The sequence below is a fragment of the Mycobacterium sp. NPDC050041 genome (genome assembly GCF_049541695.1).
Lineage (GTDB): Bacteria > Actinomycetota > Actinomycetes > Mycobacteriales > Mycobacteriaceae > Mycobacterium.
Genome location: NZ_JBMVDG010000001.1, coordinates 829195 through 844764, shown reverse-complemented (window position 1 = coordinate 844764; position 15570 = coordinate 829195). Strand labels below are relative to the sequence as shown.

Sequence of the window (15570 nt, the reverse complement as noted above, 5' to 3'; positions counted from 1 at the left end):
TACGACAGGAGAGCCGCACTCGTCATGGTGCCCGTCCCCCTTCCGCCCACCTGGGTTGCGCTTCCGCCCGAGGTCAACACCGCGCGCTTGATGCTCGGTGCAGGCCCCGCGCCGATGCTGCAGGCCGCGGGCGGGTGGGAAGGGCTGGCGATCCTGCTGGAGACCCAGGCCGACGAACTCGCCGCATCGCTGAACAACCTGCAGGGGCTGTGGAGCGGCGCGGCGAGCCAACGCGCGGTCGCGGCGACGCTGCCGATGATCATGTGGTTGCGGACCACCGCCATGCAGGCGCAGAAGCGGGCGATGCAGGCGACGGCTCAGGCAAACTCCTACAGCCTGGCTTTGGCAACCACACCGCCGATCCCGGAGATCGAGCAGAACCACGTCACCAACGCGGTGCTGAACGCGACGAACTTCCTCGGGATCAACACCGTGCCGATCGCGGTGAACGAGTTCGACTATTTCGTGCGGATGTGGAACCAGGCCGCCGGGGTGATGACCGCCTACCAGGCCGAGACGTCACTGAACCTGCTGTTCGAGCCGATCATGCCGATGAAGCCGATCGTCATGCCCGGGGTCGGCGAGGCGACGGCGGCCGCCGGCGTCGCGCAGGCGGCGGCCAGGGCGCCCATGGGCGCGCTGCGCAACGCGACGGTCGAGATGGTGTCGGCGCACGCGCACCTGCAGTCCGGGAAGTTGGTCGGCGGCCGCGCCGTGGCGCAGGGCAAGCACGCCGCCGAGCAGTCAGGCGGCCAGGTCAAGCAGGCCGACAACGCCACACAGCAGAGCCAGATGTCGCAGCAGGTCATGCAGCAGGGCGTGCAGATGGCCACCCAGGTGGGCTCGCAGCTGGCATCGCTGCCGCAGCAGTTCGGTCAGCAGGTCTCCAGCGGTATCCAGCAGATCACCCAGCCGCTGCAACAGGTCACGTCGATGTTCAGTCAGATGGGCGCGGGTGGCGACAAGCCCGTCGCGCAGATGGGGTTGATCGGCGCCAACCCGTTCTCGAGCCACCCGATGGCGGGTGGGTCGGGACCGTCCACGGGTGCCGGACTGGTGCGGGCCGCGTCGCTGCCCGGCCTCGGCGGCACCACTCCCAGTACGCCGTTGCTGTCGAACCTGGTCGGCAACACCCTGCCGGTCGGTGCCGGTGCGCCGGGAGCGGGTGGACCCGGACTCGCCCCGGTCGGTGCGGGCGGCGGCGGCATGGGCCCGATGGGCGGGGGCCACGGCAACAAGGGCGCCGGCTCGACCACGAGAACCGCGCTGAGCGCGCCGGCGCCGCTGATCCAGGACCTCAACGAAGACGAAGACGACGACTGGTGAGTCGTCGCCACACAGATTTTTCGGCTAGGGAGCCGGAAGACTCGCCATCCCGTGGTGAGGACACAGGAAGAAGAGGAACAACATGTCAGAAATGATCACCGATCCAGCCGTCCTCGCCGCCGAGGCCGGTAACTTCTCGCGGATCGCCGCCGAGCTCAAGGGCGTCATCACGTCGGTGGAGGCCACCGCCGGCGCTCTGCAGCCGACGTTCAAGGGCACCGCGGGGATGGCCGCACAGGCCGCGCTGCTGCGTTACCAGGAGGCCGGCAACGCCCAGGAACGACTGCTCGACGACATCGCCAACAACATCCAGCAGTCCGGCCTGCAGTACACCTCCACCGACGACGACCAGGCCGCGGCGATCGCCCCGACCATGGGCCTCTGACCCGAGCACGACTCCAACCGACTTCAACAAAGACAAGAGGGAGACAACATGTCCGATGGAATGATCTACAACTTCGCAGGCATCGAAGGCGGCGCCGGGGAGATCAGCGGCGCGGTCGCCACGACCAACGGCCTGCTCGACGAGGGCAAGGGATCGCTCGCCACGCTGCAGAGCGTGTGGGGTGGCGGCGGCTCCGAGGCATACCAGCAGGTGCAGATGCGCTGGGACGCCACGTCGGCGGAACTGAACGACGCCCTGCAGAAGCTCGCGCAGGCGATCAGCGAGGCCGGTCAGCAGATGGCCTCCACCGAGGCCGGCGTCACCGGGATGTTCGCCTAGCCCGACCCCAGCACGTTGGTGGGCGGGTCGGCCCGGCTCGAAGATAGGGTCAGGCCGACTCCGCCCATCTCGTGTGCTCAGGAGTGCAAACGCAAGGAGAGGTACCCATGTCGGCAGACTATGACCGGCTCTTCAACTCCCCCGACACCGGTCAGCCGCCCGAAGAGGCGACCAGGACCGTCGACCGGGAGGCTCTGATGGGCGGTTCGACGTCGCCCGTGCCGGCTACCGGGACACCGTCGCGCGCCCCGGATGCCGGCCCCCCGCCGCCTCCGATGCCGATCGCGCAGCCGCGCGCGCAGGCGGCGCCCGCTCCGCCGCGTCAGGCGGAGGTCACCAGCCAGATGCCGCCGACCCCGCCTGCGGCCCCCGCTCCGGCGCCGCAGCCGCCGCGTCAGGCGAACTCGATGATGCGTGCGCCACAGGCGAATGCGCCTACGGGTGCCCGTTTCGAACAGCCCCGCACGGCGCCGACCGCGCCGCCGCGCCCGGCCGCCGGACCGGCGCCGTCCCAGCACTTCGCCGACCCGCAGGCCGACCCGAGCGTGGCCTGGCCGGGACAGACGGCCAATCAGCCGGCCCCCACCTCGGCGGCGACGATGGGCAACCACCGCGCCATCGACGCGCTCTCGCACGTCGGCGTGAAGTCGGCGGTCAAGATGCCGTCGCAGCGCGGCTGGCGCCACGTGCTCTACCTGCTCACCCGCATCAATCTCGGGTTCTCCCCGGACGAGCTGTACGAGATGGATCTGCACACCCGGATACGCCGAAATGCGCGGGACTCATACCAGATCGGCGTGTTCGGGCTCAAGGGCGGCGTCGGCAAGACGGCCGTCACCGTCGCGCTCGGCTCGGCATTGAGCAAGATCCGCGGCGACCGCATCCTGGCCGTCGACGCCGACCCCGACGGCGGCAACCTCGCCGACCGGGCCGGGCGGCAGTCCGCGGCCACGATCGCCGACCTGCTCTCCGACAAGGAACTGGCGCGCTACAACGACATCCGCGCCTACACGAGCATGAACGCCTCCAACCTCGAGGTGCTGTCGTCGGAGGATTACAGCGGTGCCCGCCGCGAGTTCAACGACGAGGACTGGAAGGGCATCGTCGGCGTCGTCTCGCGGTACTACAACCTGGTGCTGGCCGACTGTGGCACCGGGCTTTTCACACCCGCGTCGCGCGGCGTGCTGTCCACGGTGTCGGGCATGGTGATCGTCGCGAGCGCCTCGATCGACGGTGCCCGCCAGGCGGCCGTCACGATGGACTGGATGCGTCAGAACGGCTACCAGGATCTGCTGGGCCGGTCCTGCGTGGTGATCAACCATGTGACACCGGGCAAACCGAACATCGACGTGACCGATCTCGTCCAGCAATTCGAGCGACACGTGCCGCCCGGCCGTGTCATCGTTCTCCCGTGGGACAAGCACATCGCCGCGGGCACCGAGATCCAGCTCGACCTGCTCGACGACACCTTCGAGCGGAGGATCATCGAGCTGGCGGCCGCCTTGTCTGACGACTTCGACAGGCTCGAACGCCGTTGACCACCACCGCCGCTGCCTCGTCGGGCACCTCGAGCGTCACCCCCGGACGGCCGTCCACCACCCGGGTGACGATCCTCACCGGTCGGCGGATGACCGACCTGGTGCTGCCGGCGTCGGCTCCCATCGAGAGCTACATCGACGAGACGGTGGCCGTCCTGGCCGAGATGCTCGAGGACACCCCCAAGGACGTGCTGGGGGGTTTCGACTTCGCGGCGCAGGGGGTGTGGGCATTCGCCCGGCCGGGCGCACCGCCGATCCGTTTCAGCGAATCCCTTGATGACGCAGGCGTGGTCGACGGTTCGCTGCTGACGCTGGTCTCGGTCAGCCGGACCGAGCGCTACCGGCCGCTGGTGGAGGACGTGATCGACGCGATCGCGGTGCTCGACGAGTCCCCGGAGTTCGACCGCACAGCACTCAACCGCTTCGTCGGCATCGCCATCCCGCTCGTCACGCTGGTGGTCTCGGTGCTGGCACTGCTGACCTGGTCGAACACCGGTCACGACTGGTGGTGGGCGGTGGCACTCGGTGTGCTGGGCCTGGGTGTTCTCGGCGGCAGTCTGATGGCACGCAGCCGGTACGACAACATCGACCTGTCCGAGAGTCTGCTGGTGGCGTCGGTGCCACTGCTGGCGGGCGCTGCAGCACTTGCTGTTCCACTGCCCCGCGGTGTCAACTCACTCGGTGCGCCGCAGGTGGCCGGCGCCGCGGCGGTGGTGTTGCTGCTGACGCTGGCCACCCGTGGCGGCCCGCGCGGCCGGGCACATCTTGCCGCGTTCCTCGCGGTGACCTCCACCGCGATCGCCTTGGCGGCGATCGCCTTCGGCTACGGCTGGCAGTACTGGGTGCCCGCGGGCGCCGTCGCCTTCGGCCTGATGGCGGTCACGAACGCAGCGAAACTCACCGTCGCCGTTGCGCGTATCGCCCTGCCGCCGATCCCGGCGCCCGGCGAGACGGTCAGTAACGACGAACTGCTCGATCCGGTGACCACCCCGGACCCCAGCGACGACGAGTCGCCGACCTGGCAGGCCATCATCGCCTCGGTGCCGGAATCGGCTGCGCGACTGCAGGAGCGCAGCCTGCTGGCCAAGAAGCTGCTGATCGGCTTCCTGACCGCCGGTGCGCTGGTGCTGGCGACCGGTGCGATCACCGTCGTCGTACAGGGCCACTTCTTCGTCCACAGCCTGATCGTCGCCGGACTCGTGACGGCGATCTGCACGTTCCGCTCGCGCCTCTACGCCGAACGACGGTGTGCCTGGGCCTTGCTCGCCGCGGCGGTGGTCATCCCCACCGGCGTCACCGTGCGGCTTTGCCTGTGGAATCCGGAGGATGCCTGGCTGGTGCTGGCCGTCTACCTCGCGCTCGGCGCGGTGGCGCTGGTGATCGTCGGGGCCACCGACAACGTGCGACGGGTGTCGCCGGTGACCAAGCGCATCCTCGAATTGCTGGACGGCGCAACGATCGCCGCGGTCATCCCGCTGCTGCTGTGGATCGCCAGCGTGTACGACCTGTTGCGGAACCTGCGGTTCTGAGCGCTGCCTGACCGATCAGGGCCGGTCGCCGGTGGTCTCGGCGACCAGGGCGTCGATGCGTTCCCGGTCGGCCTCGATGGACTCGCTGGCCGCTTCCGTCGCGTTCTGCAGCGCCTCGTTCAGCCGCTGCTCCACCGTCGCGGCGCCCAGCCGCAACAACCCCGGCTCGAGGTGGACCCCGGTCAGGTGATGGTGGCCGTTCAGGGTGACCTCCACCGTCCCGGTCTCGTCGGTGGCGACGAAGGTCTCGCTGTTCATCTTGTGCAGCTGGTCGTCCATGATGGACTGCAGCCGCTGCGCCTGCTGGAGCACCGCGGCGACCTCGGGGTGCATGTCGTCGGTCACGTGTTCTCCTTGTCCTGGCCGCCGTCCTTGCCGCGCCGCGGCCGCTGCAGACCGATCACGGGCTCGGTGGAGGCGCGGTCCTCGACGTAGAGCTCCTCGTCCGGTGACAACCCGGGTGTGCGCCGCCTCTCCTTGGCGCCGCCACCCTGGCCGCCCATGCCGTGGCCGCCGCCCATGGGCATGCCGCCCATCGCGCCGCCGGGTCCTGCTGCGCCGACGGGCGCCGCGCCGCCGCCGCCGGCGACGGCGGCAGGCGATGAGGAGGGAGCGCTCGCACCGGCGGCCGGCGCCAGCGGCTGATTCGGCGTACCTCCGCCGCCTCCTCCGCCGCCACCGCCGGAGCCGGAGCCGGGACCGCCGCCACCCGCGGGCTCGGCCGACGCCGGCCGGATCGCCGGGTCGGTCGGCATGTCGGTGAGACCTTCGGGGAGGCCGGTGGGCGCGCCTCCGGCGGGTGAGCCGCCGGAGCCCTGTCCGCCGCCCGACGGCGAGCCGCCGGAACCTTGTCCGCCGGAGGGCGATCCACCTGACTGCTCACCGGATTTCGCGGCTTGCTGCCCGATCTGCGCGCTCGCGGGTGATACGGCGGCGCTATCGCTCGGGGCTCCGCCGGGCTGTCCGCCACCCCCGCCGCCACCGCCTGCCGCCGGATCACCGGCAGCCGGGTCGTCGGGCTGCTGTCCGTCGTCCTTCTCGGGCAGCGGCGGAACGTCCTTCTTGAAGACGGGCGTCGGCGCGTAGGCGCCCTCAGGCGGCGCGGGGGTGTCGATGCTGGTGAAGGTGGCCTCGGTGGAATAGACACCGCGCACCTGTTCGGACTTCACCTGCTTCTCGTTGTACTCGTTGAAGTCCATCACCTGGCTGTCGCCCGCGAGGGGCTCGGGATGGTCGGCCTTCGCCTTCTCGTGGGCGTTGTAGAAGTCCTGCGCCTGCTTGGCGATCTCCCGGCTCTTCGTCGCGACCTCGTAGAGCCACGACTCGTGCTGACGCATCTTGCCCTCGGCGGCCTCGGCCGCGAGGCCCTCCCAATGCGTGTCACCGGGTGAGAAGTCCTTCGCGCGTGTGGTGATGGCATCGGCGAAGGCGTACATCTCCTCGGCGTAATCCAGCACGTTCATGTTGGCAGCGGCCAGCTGTGCGGCCGCCGTCGGCCATTCCTCGTACGGATTGCCCGGGGCGCCGTAGCACATGCCACCGGTGGCCGGAATCTGCGGCGGCAGAACCGGATTGATCGTCACGGCATCGGTGCCGGAGGGTTGACCGGACTCGATCTCGGTCTTGTTGATCTGGTCGACCTGCTCGTAGGCCTTCGCGGCCGCCTCCAGGCAGGCGGCCAGCCGCGCGGCCTCCGCCTTGCCGGACGCGACGCAGGACTGCAGCCGCTCGTGGTTCGCGGCGATCTGCTTCATGGCCAGCCCGGCCAGCTGGAGCATGTCGGGCGGGATGGGCGACGCGGGTACGGCCGGCCATTCGCCGTTGATCTTGGTGGCCTTGGCGCGGATGCTGGTCGGATCGGCCTTCAGTGTCGTCATGGCGTTCTCCCGTTACTGCTCGAGAGCCATCTGATAGCGGCTCTCCTCACGCGGATTGATCAGCTGGATGGGCAGCTGACGGTGCCGCGGGGTGTCGATGAAGTTGTGGCGCATCACCACCCGGCCGATGCCGAGGTGAGGGCCGAGGTAGGTGGTCGCATTGGGCCACGCCACCTTGGCCTCGGGGCCGACGCGCCCGTTGATCAGCCCGGCGAACTCGCTGAACTGCGGGCGCAGGGTCACCACCGCACCCGCGGCGGCCGAGCGGACCACGAACTGGGTGAACAGCCGCGCGTCGCCGAGATTGATGCTGACGTCGACGTCGTCGAACGGCATGTAGACCGGGTAGCGGTCGTTCGTCTCACCGATCAGCACGCCCGCGGAGCCGATCGGCAGCTCGTAGTGCTTGTCGGTGACCGGGCTGATGCCCTGCAGCGCCGCGCGCTGACCGCCGAACAGGCACGAGAACCCGCGCGGTGTCGTCGGATTGGCCAGCGTCGTCAGCAGCACCGTGGTGGTGGGCGCCATCCCGGGCACGATGCGCATCCGGGTGATCGTGTGGTCGGCCCGGGCCGACCACCACATGTTTGGGCCGCCGGGGGCGGTGTAGGCCGCGGTGAAGGTGCTGCGGCCCTTGATCGTCGACCACGTCTCGCGTTCGAAGCTGATCTCGGTGGCCCGGTCGAAGTCGTCGAAGCTGCGGGCGCAGCGGGCGTCGACGCCGTTGCCGGCCAGTTGATCCGCGAGCCGCGTCGCCGATGCGACGAGATAGCGGGCCAGGCCGGCCACTCCCTCGTCACGGCGGCGGGCGGGCCGCTCGGTCAGGGCGGGGTCGGCGCGCAGCACGATCCACGTCCGGCGGTTCGCCGGCGCCGGATAGGGGCCGATGACCTGCTCGTACAGCGCCACCAGGCTGGCAGGCGCCGTCCGGCCCACCCGATAGCCGGCCGACACCACGTCGGCTTCGAGTTCGGGACAGTGCGCGACCACGAGCTGTTCGATCAGCCGCGTGTCGACGACGTCGTCGGTGACGGCGCTGCCGTTGACGATGACCGTGGGGGTGAACGGCCGGGGCACGAGTTCGATTGCGGCGACGAGGTGATCGCCCTGCCAGCGGACCGCGACGTGGTCTCCGGGCAGCACCGTGCTGCCCACCGCGGGCACCGACGGCTGCTGGGGCACCGTGCGGTGCCGGCGCCGCCAGGAGAACAGCGCCCCGATCCACCCGGTGATGCGCCGCCCGCGGACCGTCAGCACGGCCAGCAGCGCGATCAGCACCGACACCCCGACCGCGGTCCACAGCTGGTTCAGCGGGAGCAGCACGGCGAAGAGCGCCGGGATCAGTACCGCCGCGGCGATCGCGTGGCCGGTGCTGAATCGGATGCCGAACGCGGAGAGCAGCTTTCTCATCGCCGCCTCAGTGCGCGCCGGGTCAGTGCGCCGAGTCCGAGCACCAGCGCGAGGCCGACGGCGGTGATCACCACCCAGGTGATCGGGCCGCGGTCCGGCGGCGGGATGTACACCGGCGGCGGAAGCTGCTTGACGCGGAACGGTGCGGTCTCCGGTCCGGCGGGCAGGTCCCAGGTCAGCGCCGCGACCGGGTCGATGACGCCGGCGCCGACATAGTTGTCGACGCCGCCACCGGGGTGGCGGGAGGTGGCGGTGATCCGGTTGATCACCTGCGCCGCTGAGAGATCGGGGAACTTCTGCCTGACCATCGCCGCGAGGCCGGACACGTAGGCGGCGGCGAACGACGTCCCGCCGATCGGCACCGGGCCGTCGTCGCCGTTGAGCGCGTTGACCGGATTGCCGTCGTAACCCAGGGCGATGATGTTCTCGGCGGGCGCGGCCGCACCGACCCACGGTCCCGACACCGAGAAGTTGCTGGGCTGCCCGCTCTCGCCGATGCCGCCGACGGTGAGCACCAGCGGCGAGTACCAGGCGGGGCTGACGATCGTCTGCACCTCGTCCCAGCCGCGCGGGTCGGCCGGGACCGCGGGGTCGGGCGGTGGGTTCTGCGTGCAGTCCTGGCCGGTGTTGCCTGCGGCCACGATCACCACCGCGTTCTTGACGTTGACGGCGTAGTTGATCGCCGCGCCGAGGCTGGTCTCGTTGATCCGGCGGGTCACCTTGTAGCAGGCGGCCTCGCTGATGTTGATCACCTGCGCGCCGAGGTTGGCCGCGTGCACGACGGCGCGGGCGAGGCTGCGCAGTGAGCCCGCGGTCTTGGTGGTGTTCGGGTCGTTGGGGTCTTGCCGGGAGCCGACCGGCTGCCACGCCGCCGACGTCTGGCGCAGGGACAGCAGGCGCACATCGGGTGCGACGCCGATGAATCCGTCCGTGGGCGCCGGCCGCCCGCCGATGATGGACGCCGTCAGCGTGCCGTGGGCGTCGCAGTCGTTCATGCCGTTGCCGCCCGCGTCGACGAAGTCGCCGCCCGGTTCTGCGGGCACCCTGGGAGAACCCATCACGCCGGTGTCGATGACGGCGACCGTGATGCCCTTGCCGGTGGCGAACTTCTGCGCCTCGGCCAGCCTGAGGTAGTTGTTCGGCCATGGCTTGTCAGCGAAGTTCGAGTTCGGGAATGTCGTCGGGGCCGCGCACTCCGCACGCAGTTCGGTGGGGCTGTCAGGGCCGGTCTCGTCGGGCGGCAGGGCGCCGGCGTCGATCGTCGGCTGTTCGATCGCCGACACGGGTGGGGCGCTGACGAATGCCAACAACAGCGCTACCAGCAGCACACCGATGCGACGCACGCGCTACACACCCCCCTTGTCGAACTGCCAGCTCATGGCAGGCTCATCACCACTCAGCAAACCCATTGCGGGCCCGGCGGCGGCGCATCGTGTCACGTCACGGCGACCGGCGGACGCCGCCCCCGCAAGCTTAAGGGCACCGAACGGGGGTCGACTGCGCTTTCTTTCGCAGGCGCCAACCGGCGCATGCGCGTTCCGCGGCAGGCGGTGCGCCGACCGGACGTGGCAAACACCGATCGCGACCGCCGGCGCGGCGGGGCGTTGACGCAGATGTCTATTAGGGAATGATTCGGACTGCAGTCCGGTTAATCCGAACATGCCTGCCATCACAGCCGACACCCTAACCCTGAGCAGGGTGAGCCCGCCGTCGCCCACCGACACCGACCGCCCCGTGCGATCCATCACCACCGGCCCCCGTGGCTACGAAGGTGAGGGATTCCCGGTGGTGCGCGCCTTCGCCGGAGTCAGCGCCGCCGACCTCGACCCCTTCATCCACATGGACCAGATGGGGGAGGTGGAGTACGAGCCCGGTGAACCCCGCGGCACCGACTGGCATCCGCACCGCGGATTCGAGACGGTCACCTACATGATCGACGGCCGCTTCGCCCACCAGGATTCGCACGGCGGCGGCGGTCTGATCACCGACGGCGCCACCCAGTGGATGACGGCCGGATCCGGCATCCTGCACATCGAGACCCCGCCGGCGGAACTGGTGGAGAGCGGTGGCGTGTTCCACGGTGTCCAGCTGTGGGTCAACCTGCCGCGCCAGGACAAGTTCGCCGCGCCCCGCTACCAGTCGATCGAGGGTGCTGACGTGGGGCTGTTGGCGTCACAGGACGGTGGTGCGCTGGTGCGGGTGATCGCCGGCGACGTCGACGGCCATCACGGCCCCGGTTCCACCCACACGCCGATCACGTTGGCGCACGCGACCATCCAGCCGGGCGCTCAGCTGAGCCTGCCGTGGAACCGGGACTACAACGCGCTGGTGTACGTGCTATCCGGGCGCGGGAGTGTCGGCCCCGTCGGCCATCCCCTCGAACAGGGCCGACTGGCCGTGCTCGGCCCCGGTGACCGGATCGCGCTGTCCGCGAGCAGTTCCCAGGACTCGAACCGACCCGCCATGGAGGTGCTGCTGCTCGGCGGCAAGCCGATCCGCGAGCCGGTGTTCCACTACGGGCCGTTCGTGATGAGCTCGAAGTCCGAACTGATCCAGGCCGTCGAGGACTACCAGGCCGGCAAGTTCGGCGAGATCCCGCCGGGTGCGCTCATGCCGCACCGGGTCTAATGCTTCACCGGCGCCGCCTGCTTCGGGTACAGCAGTTCCAGCTCGCCCAGGTGGGCGGCGACGGTCACCAGCGGCAGCGCCGCCGACACGGCAAGCTCGTCGTCGCCCGCCTCGGCCCGCAGCGCACCGACGAAGTCGTCGGTGATCGGCGAGAGAGACTGCGCGACGGGCCGGCCGAGAAGCCGAAGACTCACCAGGTCGGCGTGGGTCTCGAGGACCTTGCGGGTGCGGGGGTAGACGCCCAGCGGCGGCGGGACGACGTCGGCGACCAGCTCGGCGGCGGCGCGGATCCGGATCGCCCGGTTCGCCGCCCCGACGACCGGCGCGCGCGCGTCGGTGTCGCTGCGGTTCTCGGAAAGGTATTGCCGCACAGCGTCGTCGAGCGTGCGCGACGCCTGAAGCGCATCGTGGCTCAGCGCCATCACCCGGTCGGTGGCGTCCTCGGAGGCCCCGCGGGTGACCCGCAGCACCCCGGCCTTGAGCAGGTCGGCGCCGGCGATGGAGGCCTTGCGCACCGCCATCGACACCGCAGTCGAGGCGCCGCGCGGCCACAGCAGCAGCGAGACGCTGATGCCGACGAGTGCGCCCACCACCACGTCCTCGACCCGGATCAGCCCGACCGACCAGCCCGTCGGCTGGATCAGGTTGAAGATGATCAGCACCATCATCGTGAACGCGGCCTGCCCGGCGATGAACGACGCCACCTCGGGCACCCATGCAGAACCGAAGGCGACCAGCGGCAGCAGCAGCCACATCACCGCGTGGTCCACCCCGACCAGTTCGATGACGACGACGCCGACGACGAATCCGATCCCGGTGCCCGCGACCGCGCGCAGCACCCGGGTGCCGGTGGTCAGCGCGCTGCTGCGCAGCACCGACATGGCGCCGAGGACCACCCAGAATCCGTGTTCGACGGGGAACACATGGGTGACGGCGACCGCGAGCGCCAGCCCGAGCCCGGTCCGCAGGCTGTTGCGCAGCACCACCGCCCGTGTCGCGAGGAAGCCCTTGGTGATCGCGGCGACGGCCGTCGTCTCGGGCATCACCCAGTCCGCCGCGCCCGTCTGGGGAAGCCGGCGGCCCAGCACGCGCGCCCAGACCGGTCGGGCGTCGGCCAGCGCGGCGTTGCGGATGATCCGGCCGGTGACTCCGACGGTGGCGGAGAAGGTGCGCCGCGCGAGCAGGGTCTGACCGACAGCGAGCGCCGTCGCGTCGTCGGGCACCGCGAGGATCTGCTCGATGTCCTCGCGGTAGCGGCCCTGCGCCACCGCCCGCAGCTCGCCGAGCGCGGCATCGAGGTCGGCGGTCCGGATCGCACGCTCGTCGCGGTCGGCGATGCGCAGCACCGCCGCCGCATCGCGCAGCACCCGGACGATCGGCGGTTGCATGTCGCCCAGCAGGGCGCCGGTGTCGGCGGTCAGGCGGTCGGACAGCCAGCCGAGGTCGTCGACGACGCGGACCAGGGCCCTGCTCCCCGCGGTGAGCGCGACGGGCCGGAAGTCGGCGTTGACGAAGTTGTCCCACAGCGCGTTCATCGCCCGGGTGACGTCGCGGGTGCCCGCGGCACCCTCGAGGCTGTCGGCCAGCGTCCGGCACACCTTGGCGGCATGGCGGCGCAGATCGTCGTGGTGCCGCGGTGGGAAGAGGAACAACGCCGCGGGCACGCACACCGCGAGTGCGATCAGCCAGCCGAGCAGCCGTTCGCCGATGGGTCCGGGCGGAGTGCATGCGGGCAGCACGAACAGCATCAGGGTGGCGCGCTGGCCGGCCGCGACGCTCTCGCTGAGCACGCCGGAGAACGTCACCACCACGCCGAGTACGAACATCATCGCCACGCTCAGCCACGGGTGTGGCGACACCAGGGTGCCGACGGTGATGAGCACCGCGCCGTTGAAGCCCAGGCCACCGTAGGAGAGCGCCCGGGCGGGCCGGTTGCCCGGGAAGTCGACGAGGATCAGCAGTGCCACCGAGCCGAAGATGGTGAACAGCGGGGTCTGCGATCCGGCGCCGACGGTGAAGCTCACCGCGGCGGCCGTCGGCAGGACGATCGCCGCGCGGGCGGCCCGCCGCAGCGCGTCACGCTCCGGGTCGCGCTGACCGATCCCGTCTGCCGCCCGGCGCCAGAGAACGCCCGGAGTCAGCATGCCCGCCGATGGTAGACCGGTCAGACGGGCGGCACCGTCGCGAAGCGGCCGGAGTCGAGTGCCTCGAGCAGCTGGTCGGCGATCCAGTTCAGTGCGGGGATGTCCCGAGGCAGGGCGGTCTGCTCGTAGCCGATCAGGATGTAGACGCTCCAGGCGGCGAACACCTCGGCCTGACGCTTGTCCTGAAGGACTTCGTAGGCCGACTCGAACATGATGTCGTAGCGCTGCTTGTCCACCGCGGCCTGCACGGCGTGCACCTCGGGATCGAGCGAGCTCCACACCCGGATGGCGGCCTCGGCGCTGTGCGGCAGCACGAGCGCCTCCTGCACCAGGGTGTCGATGCGCCGGCGCGGATCGGGTTCGGCGCGGACGGCGTCGACCACCCCGGTGGTGCGGGCCTGCCGCCAGTGGCTGACGAGATCCTTGGTGTAGGCGGGCCAGCTGGGAAAGTAGTGGTAGAACGAACCGGTCGTGACGCCGAGCCGGTTGCACACCTCGGCGAGCTTCAGCCCGCCGTACCCGAGTTCGGAGAGCACATCGAGGCCGGTCTCGAAGTACGCGTCCCGTGAGGCGACACTGGCCATGGGTGGCACCTTAGTTGTTTCCCGGCCCCCATTCGGACGCAAATCGAGAGCCCCCACCAGCGGGAATTTGCTGGCATCGAATGTGATCGCGGCTGGTCTGGCAACTCTTGACGGCAGCGTAGGTGACGTGTGGCACAATTTGACCGTGCCGTATACCGCGAGTCGGGGACCGGGTCGACCTCCCGCAGCGAAGGCCGCGGAAACGCGGGAGCGCATCCTGCGCGCGGCACGGGAGATCTTCAGCGAACTCGGCTACGACGCAGCGACCTTTCAGGCGATCGCGGTCCGGGCGGATCTGACCCGGCCGGCAATCAACCATTACTTCGCCAGTAAGCGGGTTCTGTACCGCGAAGTGGTCGAGCAGACGAATGCGTTGATTGTTAGCGCGGGGATGGCCCGGGCGCAGGGCGCCACCACATTGTTGAGCAGGTTGTCCGCTTTTTTCGCCGCCACAATGGACGCCGGTTCCGAAGATCGCTCGGCGGCAGCTTTTCTCGTGACATCGGTGCTGGAGTCCCAGCGGCACCCGGACCTGCGCAACGACGAGCACGATGCGTTGCGGAATTCGCGCTCGTTCGTGGCGTGGGCCGTCAACGACGCGATCGAGCGCGGCGAGCTCAGCACCGACACCGACATCCCCTCGATCGTCGAGATGCTGGTCGCGGTGATGTGGGGGATGGGGTTCTACGCGGGCTACGTCGGCGACCACGACGAGCTGGAACGGGTCATCGACAAGTTCGAGCTGCTGATGGCCAACAAGCTCTGGCAGCTCAGCGACTGAGCCGTCCGGCCCGCACACCCATCGCATAGCCTGGCTAAGCTCTTCGCGTAGCATGGCGTGATGAGCTCTCTGCGCACCCATGACGACACCTGGGACATCACCACCAGCGTCGGCACCACGGCCGTGATGGTCGCCGCGGCCCGCGCCGGCGAGACCGTGCGGGACAACCCGCTGATCCGTGACCCGTTCGCGCGCGTGCTGGTCGACGCCGCGGGCAGCGGGGTGTGGAGCGCGATGCTCGACGGCGACTTCGCCGAGAAGGTCGGCGAGGTGGACGCCGAGGCCGCCGCCATCTTCACCCACATGGGCAGCTACCAGGCGGTGCGCACCCACTTCTTCGACCGGTTCTTCGCCGAGGCGAGCGCCGCGGGTGTCCGGCAGGTCGTCATCCTGGCCTCGGGCCTCGACTCGCGCGCCTACCGGCTGGACTGGCCGGCAGGCACGACCGTCTACGAGATCGACCAGCCCAAGGTGCTCGAGTTCAAGGCGGACACGCTCGCCCGGCACGGCGCGCAGCCGTCGGCCGCCCGCCGGGAGGTGCCGATCGACCTGCGGTTCGACTGGCCCGCGGCGCTGCGCGATGCGGGTTTCGACCCGGCGCAGCCGACCGCCTGGCTGGCCGAGGGACTGCTGATGTATCTGCCCGCCGATGCCCAGGACCGGCTGTTCGAGCAGGTCACGGCCCTCAGCGCGGTGGGCAGCCGGATCGCGGCCGAGACCGCAGGGGTGTCCTCGGAGGACCGCCGCGAGGAGATGCGTGCGCGTTTCGAGCGGATCGCCGAGAAGTTCGGCATGGAGGAGACGCTCGACATCCAGGAGCTGATCTACGAGGACCCCGACCGGGCGGACGTCGCCCAGTGGCTCGACGGCCACGGCTGGTCTGCGCACCCGGTGGACTCGCAGCAGGAGATGCGCCGCCTCGAGCGGTGGGCACTGCCAGCGGATCTGTCCGACGACAACGCGTTCTCCCACTTCGTCACGGCCGAACGAACCGGGTAGCACGGGGGTTCTGACGGCCCAACCGGTTGG

At 70.1% G+C, this 15570-nt stretch carries 14 protein-coding genes; 8 read left to right on the top strand and 6 right to left on the bottom strand.

Annotated features, from left to right (window positions below; all coding sequences use genetic code 11):
- The first annotated feature begins 24 nt into the window (after positions 1-24).
- The 5 genes from ACPCHZ_RS04120 (at position 25) to eccD (ending at position 5117) form a co-directional block, all read left to right on the top strand.
- Positions 25-1326 carry a PPE family protein gene (locus tag ACPCHZ_RS04120; RefSeq protein WP_423483564.1) on the top strand — a complete coding sequence of 434 codons (1302 nt, stop codon included), beginning with the start codon at positions 25-27 and terminating at the stop codon, positions 1324-1326.
- Positions 1327-1417: 91 nt separating this feature from the next.
- Positions 1418-1711: a WXG100 family type VII secretion target gene (locus tag ACPCHZ_RS04115; RefSeq protein ID WP_423483563.1), complete on the top strand. Its 294-nt coding sequence runs from the start codon at positions 1418-1420 to the stop codon at positions 1709-1711.
- A 48-nt stretch (positions 1712-1759) separates the two neighbouring features.
- A complete protein-coding gene (locus tag ACPCHZ_RS04110; RefSeq protein ID WP_364977792.1) occupies positions 1760-2050 on the top strand; it encodes a WXG100 family type VII secretion target in 291 nt (96 codons plus the stop codon).
- Positions 2051-2157: 107 nt separating this feature from the next.
- Positions 2158-3588, top strand: coding sequence for a MinD/ParA family ATP-binding protein (locus tag ACPCHZ_RS04105; RefSeq protein WP_423483562.1), 1431 nt, complete (start codon positions 2158-2160; stop codon positions 3586-3588).
- A complete protein-coding gene (gene eccD / locus ACPCHZ_RS04100) occupies positions 3585-5117 on the top strand; it encodes a type VII secretion integral membrane protein EccD (RefSeq protein WP_423483561.1) in 1533 nt (510 codons plus the stop codon). Before ACPCHZ_RS04105 ends, eccD begins: the two co-directional genes overlap by 4 nt.
- 15 nt (positions 5118-5132) lie before the next feature.
- Here eccD and ACPCHZ_RS04095 read toward each other — a convergent pair whose 3' ends face one another.
- The 4 genes from ACPCHZ_RS04095 to mycP are packed head-to-tail and all read right to left on the bottom strand — an operon-like array spanning position 5133 to position 9747.
- A complete protein-coding gene (locus ACPCHZ_RS04095; RefSeq protein WP_364977786.1) occupies positions 5133-5462 on the bottom strand; it encodes a YbaB/EbfC family nucleoid-associated protein in 330 nt (109 codons plus the stop codon).
- Entirely contained in the window at positions 5459-6994 is a 1536-nt protein-coding gene (locus ACPCHZ_RS04090; RefSeq protein WP_423483560.1) for a PPE domain-containing protein, read from the bottom strand. The genes ACPCHZ_RS04095 and ACPCHZ_RS04090 overlap by 4 nt, the downstream gene beginning before the upstream one ends.
- A gap of 12 nt (positions 6995-7006) precedes the next feature.
- The gene (gene eccE / locus ACPCHZ_RS04085; RefSeq protein WP_423483559.1) at positions 7007-8404 is read right to left on the bottom strand and encodes a type VII secretion protein EccE; all 1398 of its coding nucleotides are present in this window, start codon (positions 8402-8404) and stop codon (positions 7007-7009) included.
- Positions 8401-9747, bottom strand: coding sequence for a type VII secretion-associated serine protease mycosin (gene mycP, locus ACPCHZ_RS04080; protein ID WP_423483558.1), 1347 nt, complete (start codon positions 9745-9747; stop codon positions 8401-8403). Before mycP ends, eccE begins: the two co-directional genes overlap by 4 nt.
- Before the next feature lie 316 nt (positions 9748-10063).
- On the opposite strand from mycP, the gene ACPCHZ_RS04075 reads away from it, so the two are divergent.
- On the top strand, positions 10064-11032 hold the full coding sequence (locus tag ACPCHZ_RS04075; RefSeq protein WP_423483557.1) for a pirin family protein: 969 nt from the start codon (positions 10064-10066) through the stop codon (positions 11030-11032).
- On the opposite strand, the gene ACPCHZ_RS04070 is transcribed toward ACPCHZ_RS04075, so the two are convergent.
- Positions 11029-13176 (bottom strand): FUSC family protein, encoded by a 2148-nt coding sequence (locus tag ACPCHZ_RS04070; RefSeq protein ID WP_423483556.1) that lies wholly within the window; start codon positions 13174-13176, stop codon positions 11029-11031. The two genes, ACPCHZ_RS04075 and ACPCHZ_RS04070, sit on opposite strands and share 4 nt — an antisense overlap.
- A gap of 20 nt (positions 13177-13196) precedes the next feature.
- Positions 13197-13760, bottom strand: coding sequence for a TetR/AcrR family transcriptional regulator (locus tag ACPCHZ_RS04065; RefSeq protein WP_423483555.1), 564 nt, complete (start codon positions 13758-13760; stop codon positions 13197-13199).
- A gap of 145 nt (positions 13761-13905) precedes the next feature.
- On the opposite strand from ACPCHZ_RS04065, the gene ACPCHZ_RS04060 reads away from it, so the two are divergent.
- Together ACPCHZ_RS04060 and ACPCHZ_RS04055 are read left to right on the top strand one after the other, a co-directional pair.
- A complete protein-coding gene (locus ACPCHZ_RS04060) occupies positions 13906-14541 on the top strand; it encodes a TetR/AcrR family transcriptional regulator (RefSeq protein WP_423483802.1) in 636 nt (211 codons plus the stop codon).
- 60 nt (positions 14542-14601) lie between these two features.
- Positions 14602-15540 carry a class I SAM-dependent methyltransferase gene (locus tag ACPCHZ_RS04055; protein ID WP_423483554.1) on the top strand — a complete coding sequence of 313 codons (939 nt, stop codon included), beginning with the start codon at positions 14602-14604 and terminating at the stop codon, positions 15538-15540.
- Positions 15541-15570 lie beyond the last annotated feature (30 nt).

Bases quoted from the DNA above. Each gene is read 5' to 3' on its own strand.
- eccE (WP_423483559.1), bottom strand. From the start codon at position 8,404: ATGAGAAAGCTGCTCTCCGCGTTCGGCATCCGATTCAGCACCGGCCAC.
- ACPCHZ_RS04070 (WP_423483556.1), bottom strand. From the start codon at position 13,176: ATGCTGACTCCGGGCGTTCTCTGGCGCCGGGCGGCAGACGGGATCGGT.
- ACPCHZ_RS04055 (WP_423483554.1), top strand. From the start codon at position 14,602: ATGAGCTCTCTGCGCACCCATGACGACACCTGGGACATCACCACCAGC.
- ACPCHZ_RS04090 (WP_423483560.1), bottom strand. From the start codon at position 6,994: ATGACGACACTGAAGGCCGATCCGACCAGCATCCGCGCCAAGGCCACC.
- ACPCHZ_RS04105 (WP_423483562.1), top strand. From the start codon at position 2,158: ATGTCGGCAGACTATGACCGGCTCTTCAACTCCCCCGACACCGGTCAG.
- ACPCHZ_RS04065 (WP_423483555.1), bottom strand. From the start codon at position 13,760: ATGGCCAGTGTCGCCTCACGGGACGCGTACTTCGAGACCGGCCTCGAT.
- ACPCHZ_RS04115 (WP_423483563.1), top strand. From the start codon at position 1,418: ATGATCACCGATCCAGCCGTCCTCGCCGCCGAGGCCGGTAACTTCTCG.
- ACPCHZ_RS04120 (WP_423483564.1), top strand. From the start codon at position 25: ATGGTGCCCGTCCCCCTTCCGCCCACCTGGGTTGCGCTTCCGCCCGAG.
- ACPCHZ_RS04075 (WP_423483557.1), top strand. From the start codon at position 10,064: ATGCCTGCCATCACAGCCGACACCCTAACCCTGAGCAGGGTGAGCCCG.
- ACPCHZ_RS04110 (WP_364977792.1), top strand. From the start codon at position 1,760: ATGTCCGATGGAATGATCTACAACTTCGCAGGCATCGAAGGCGGCGCC.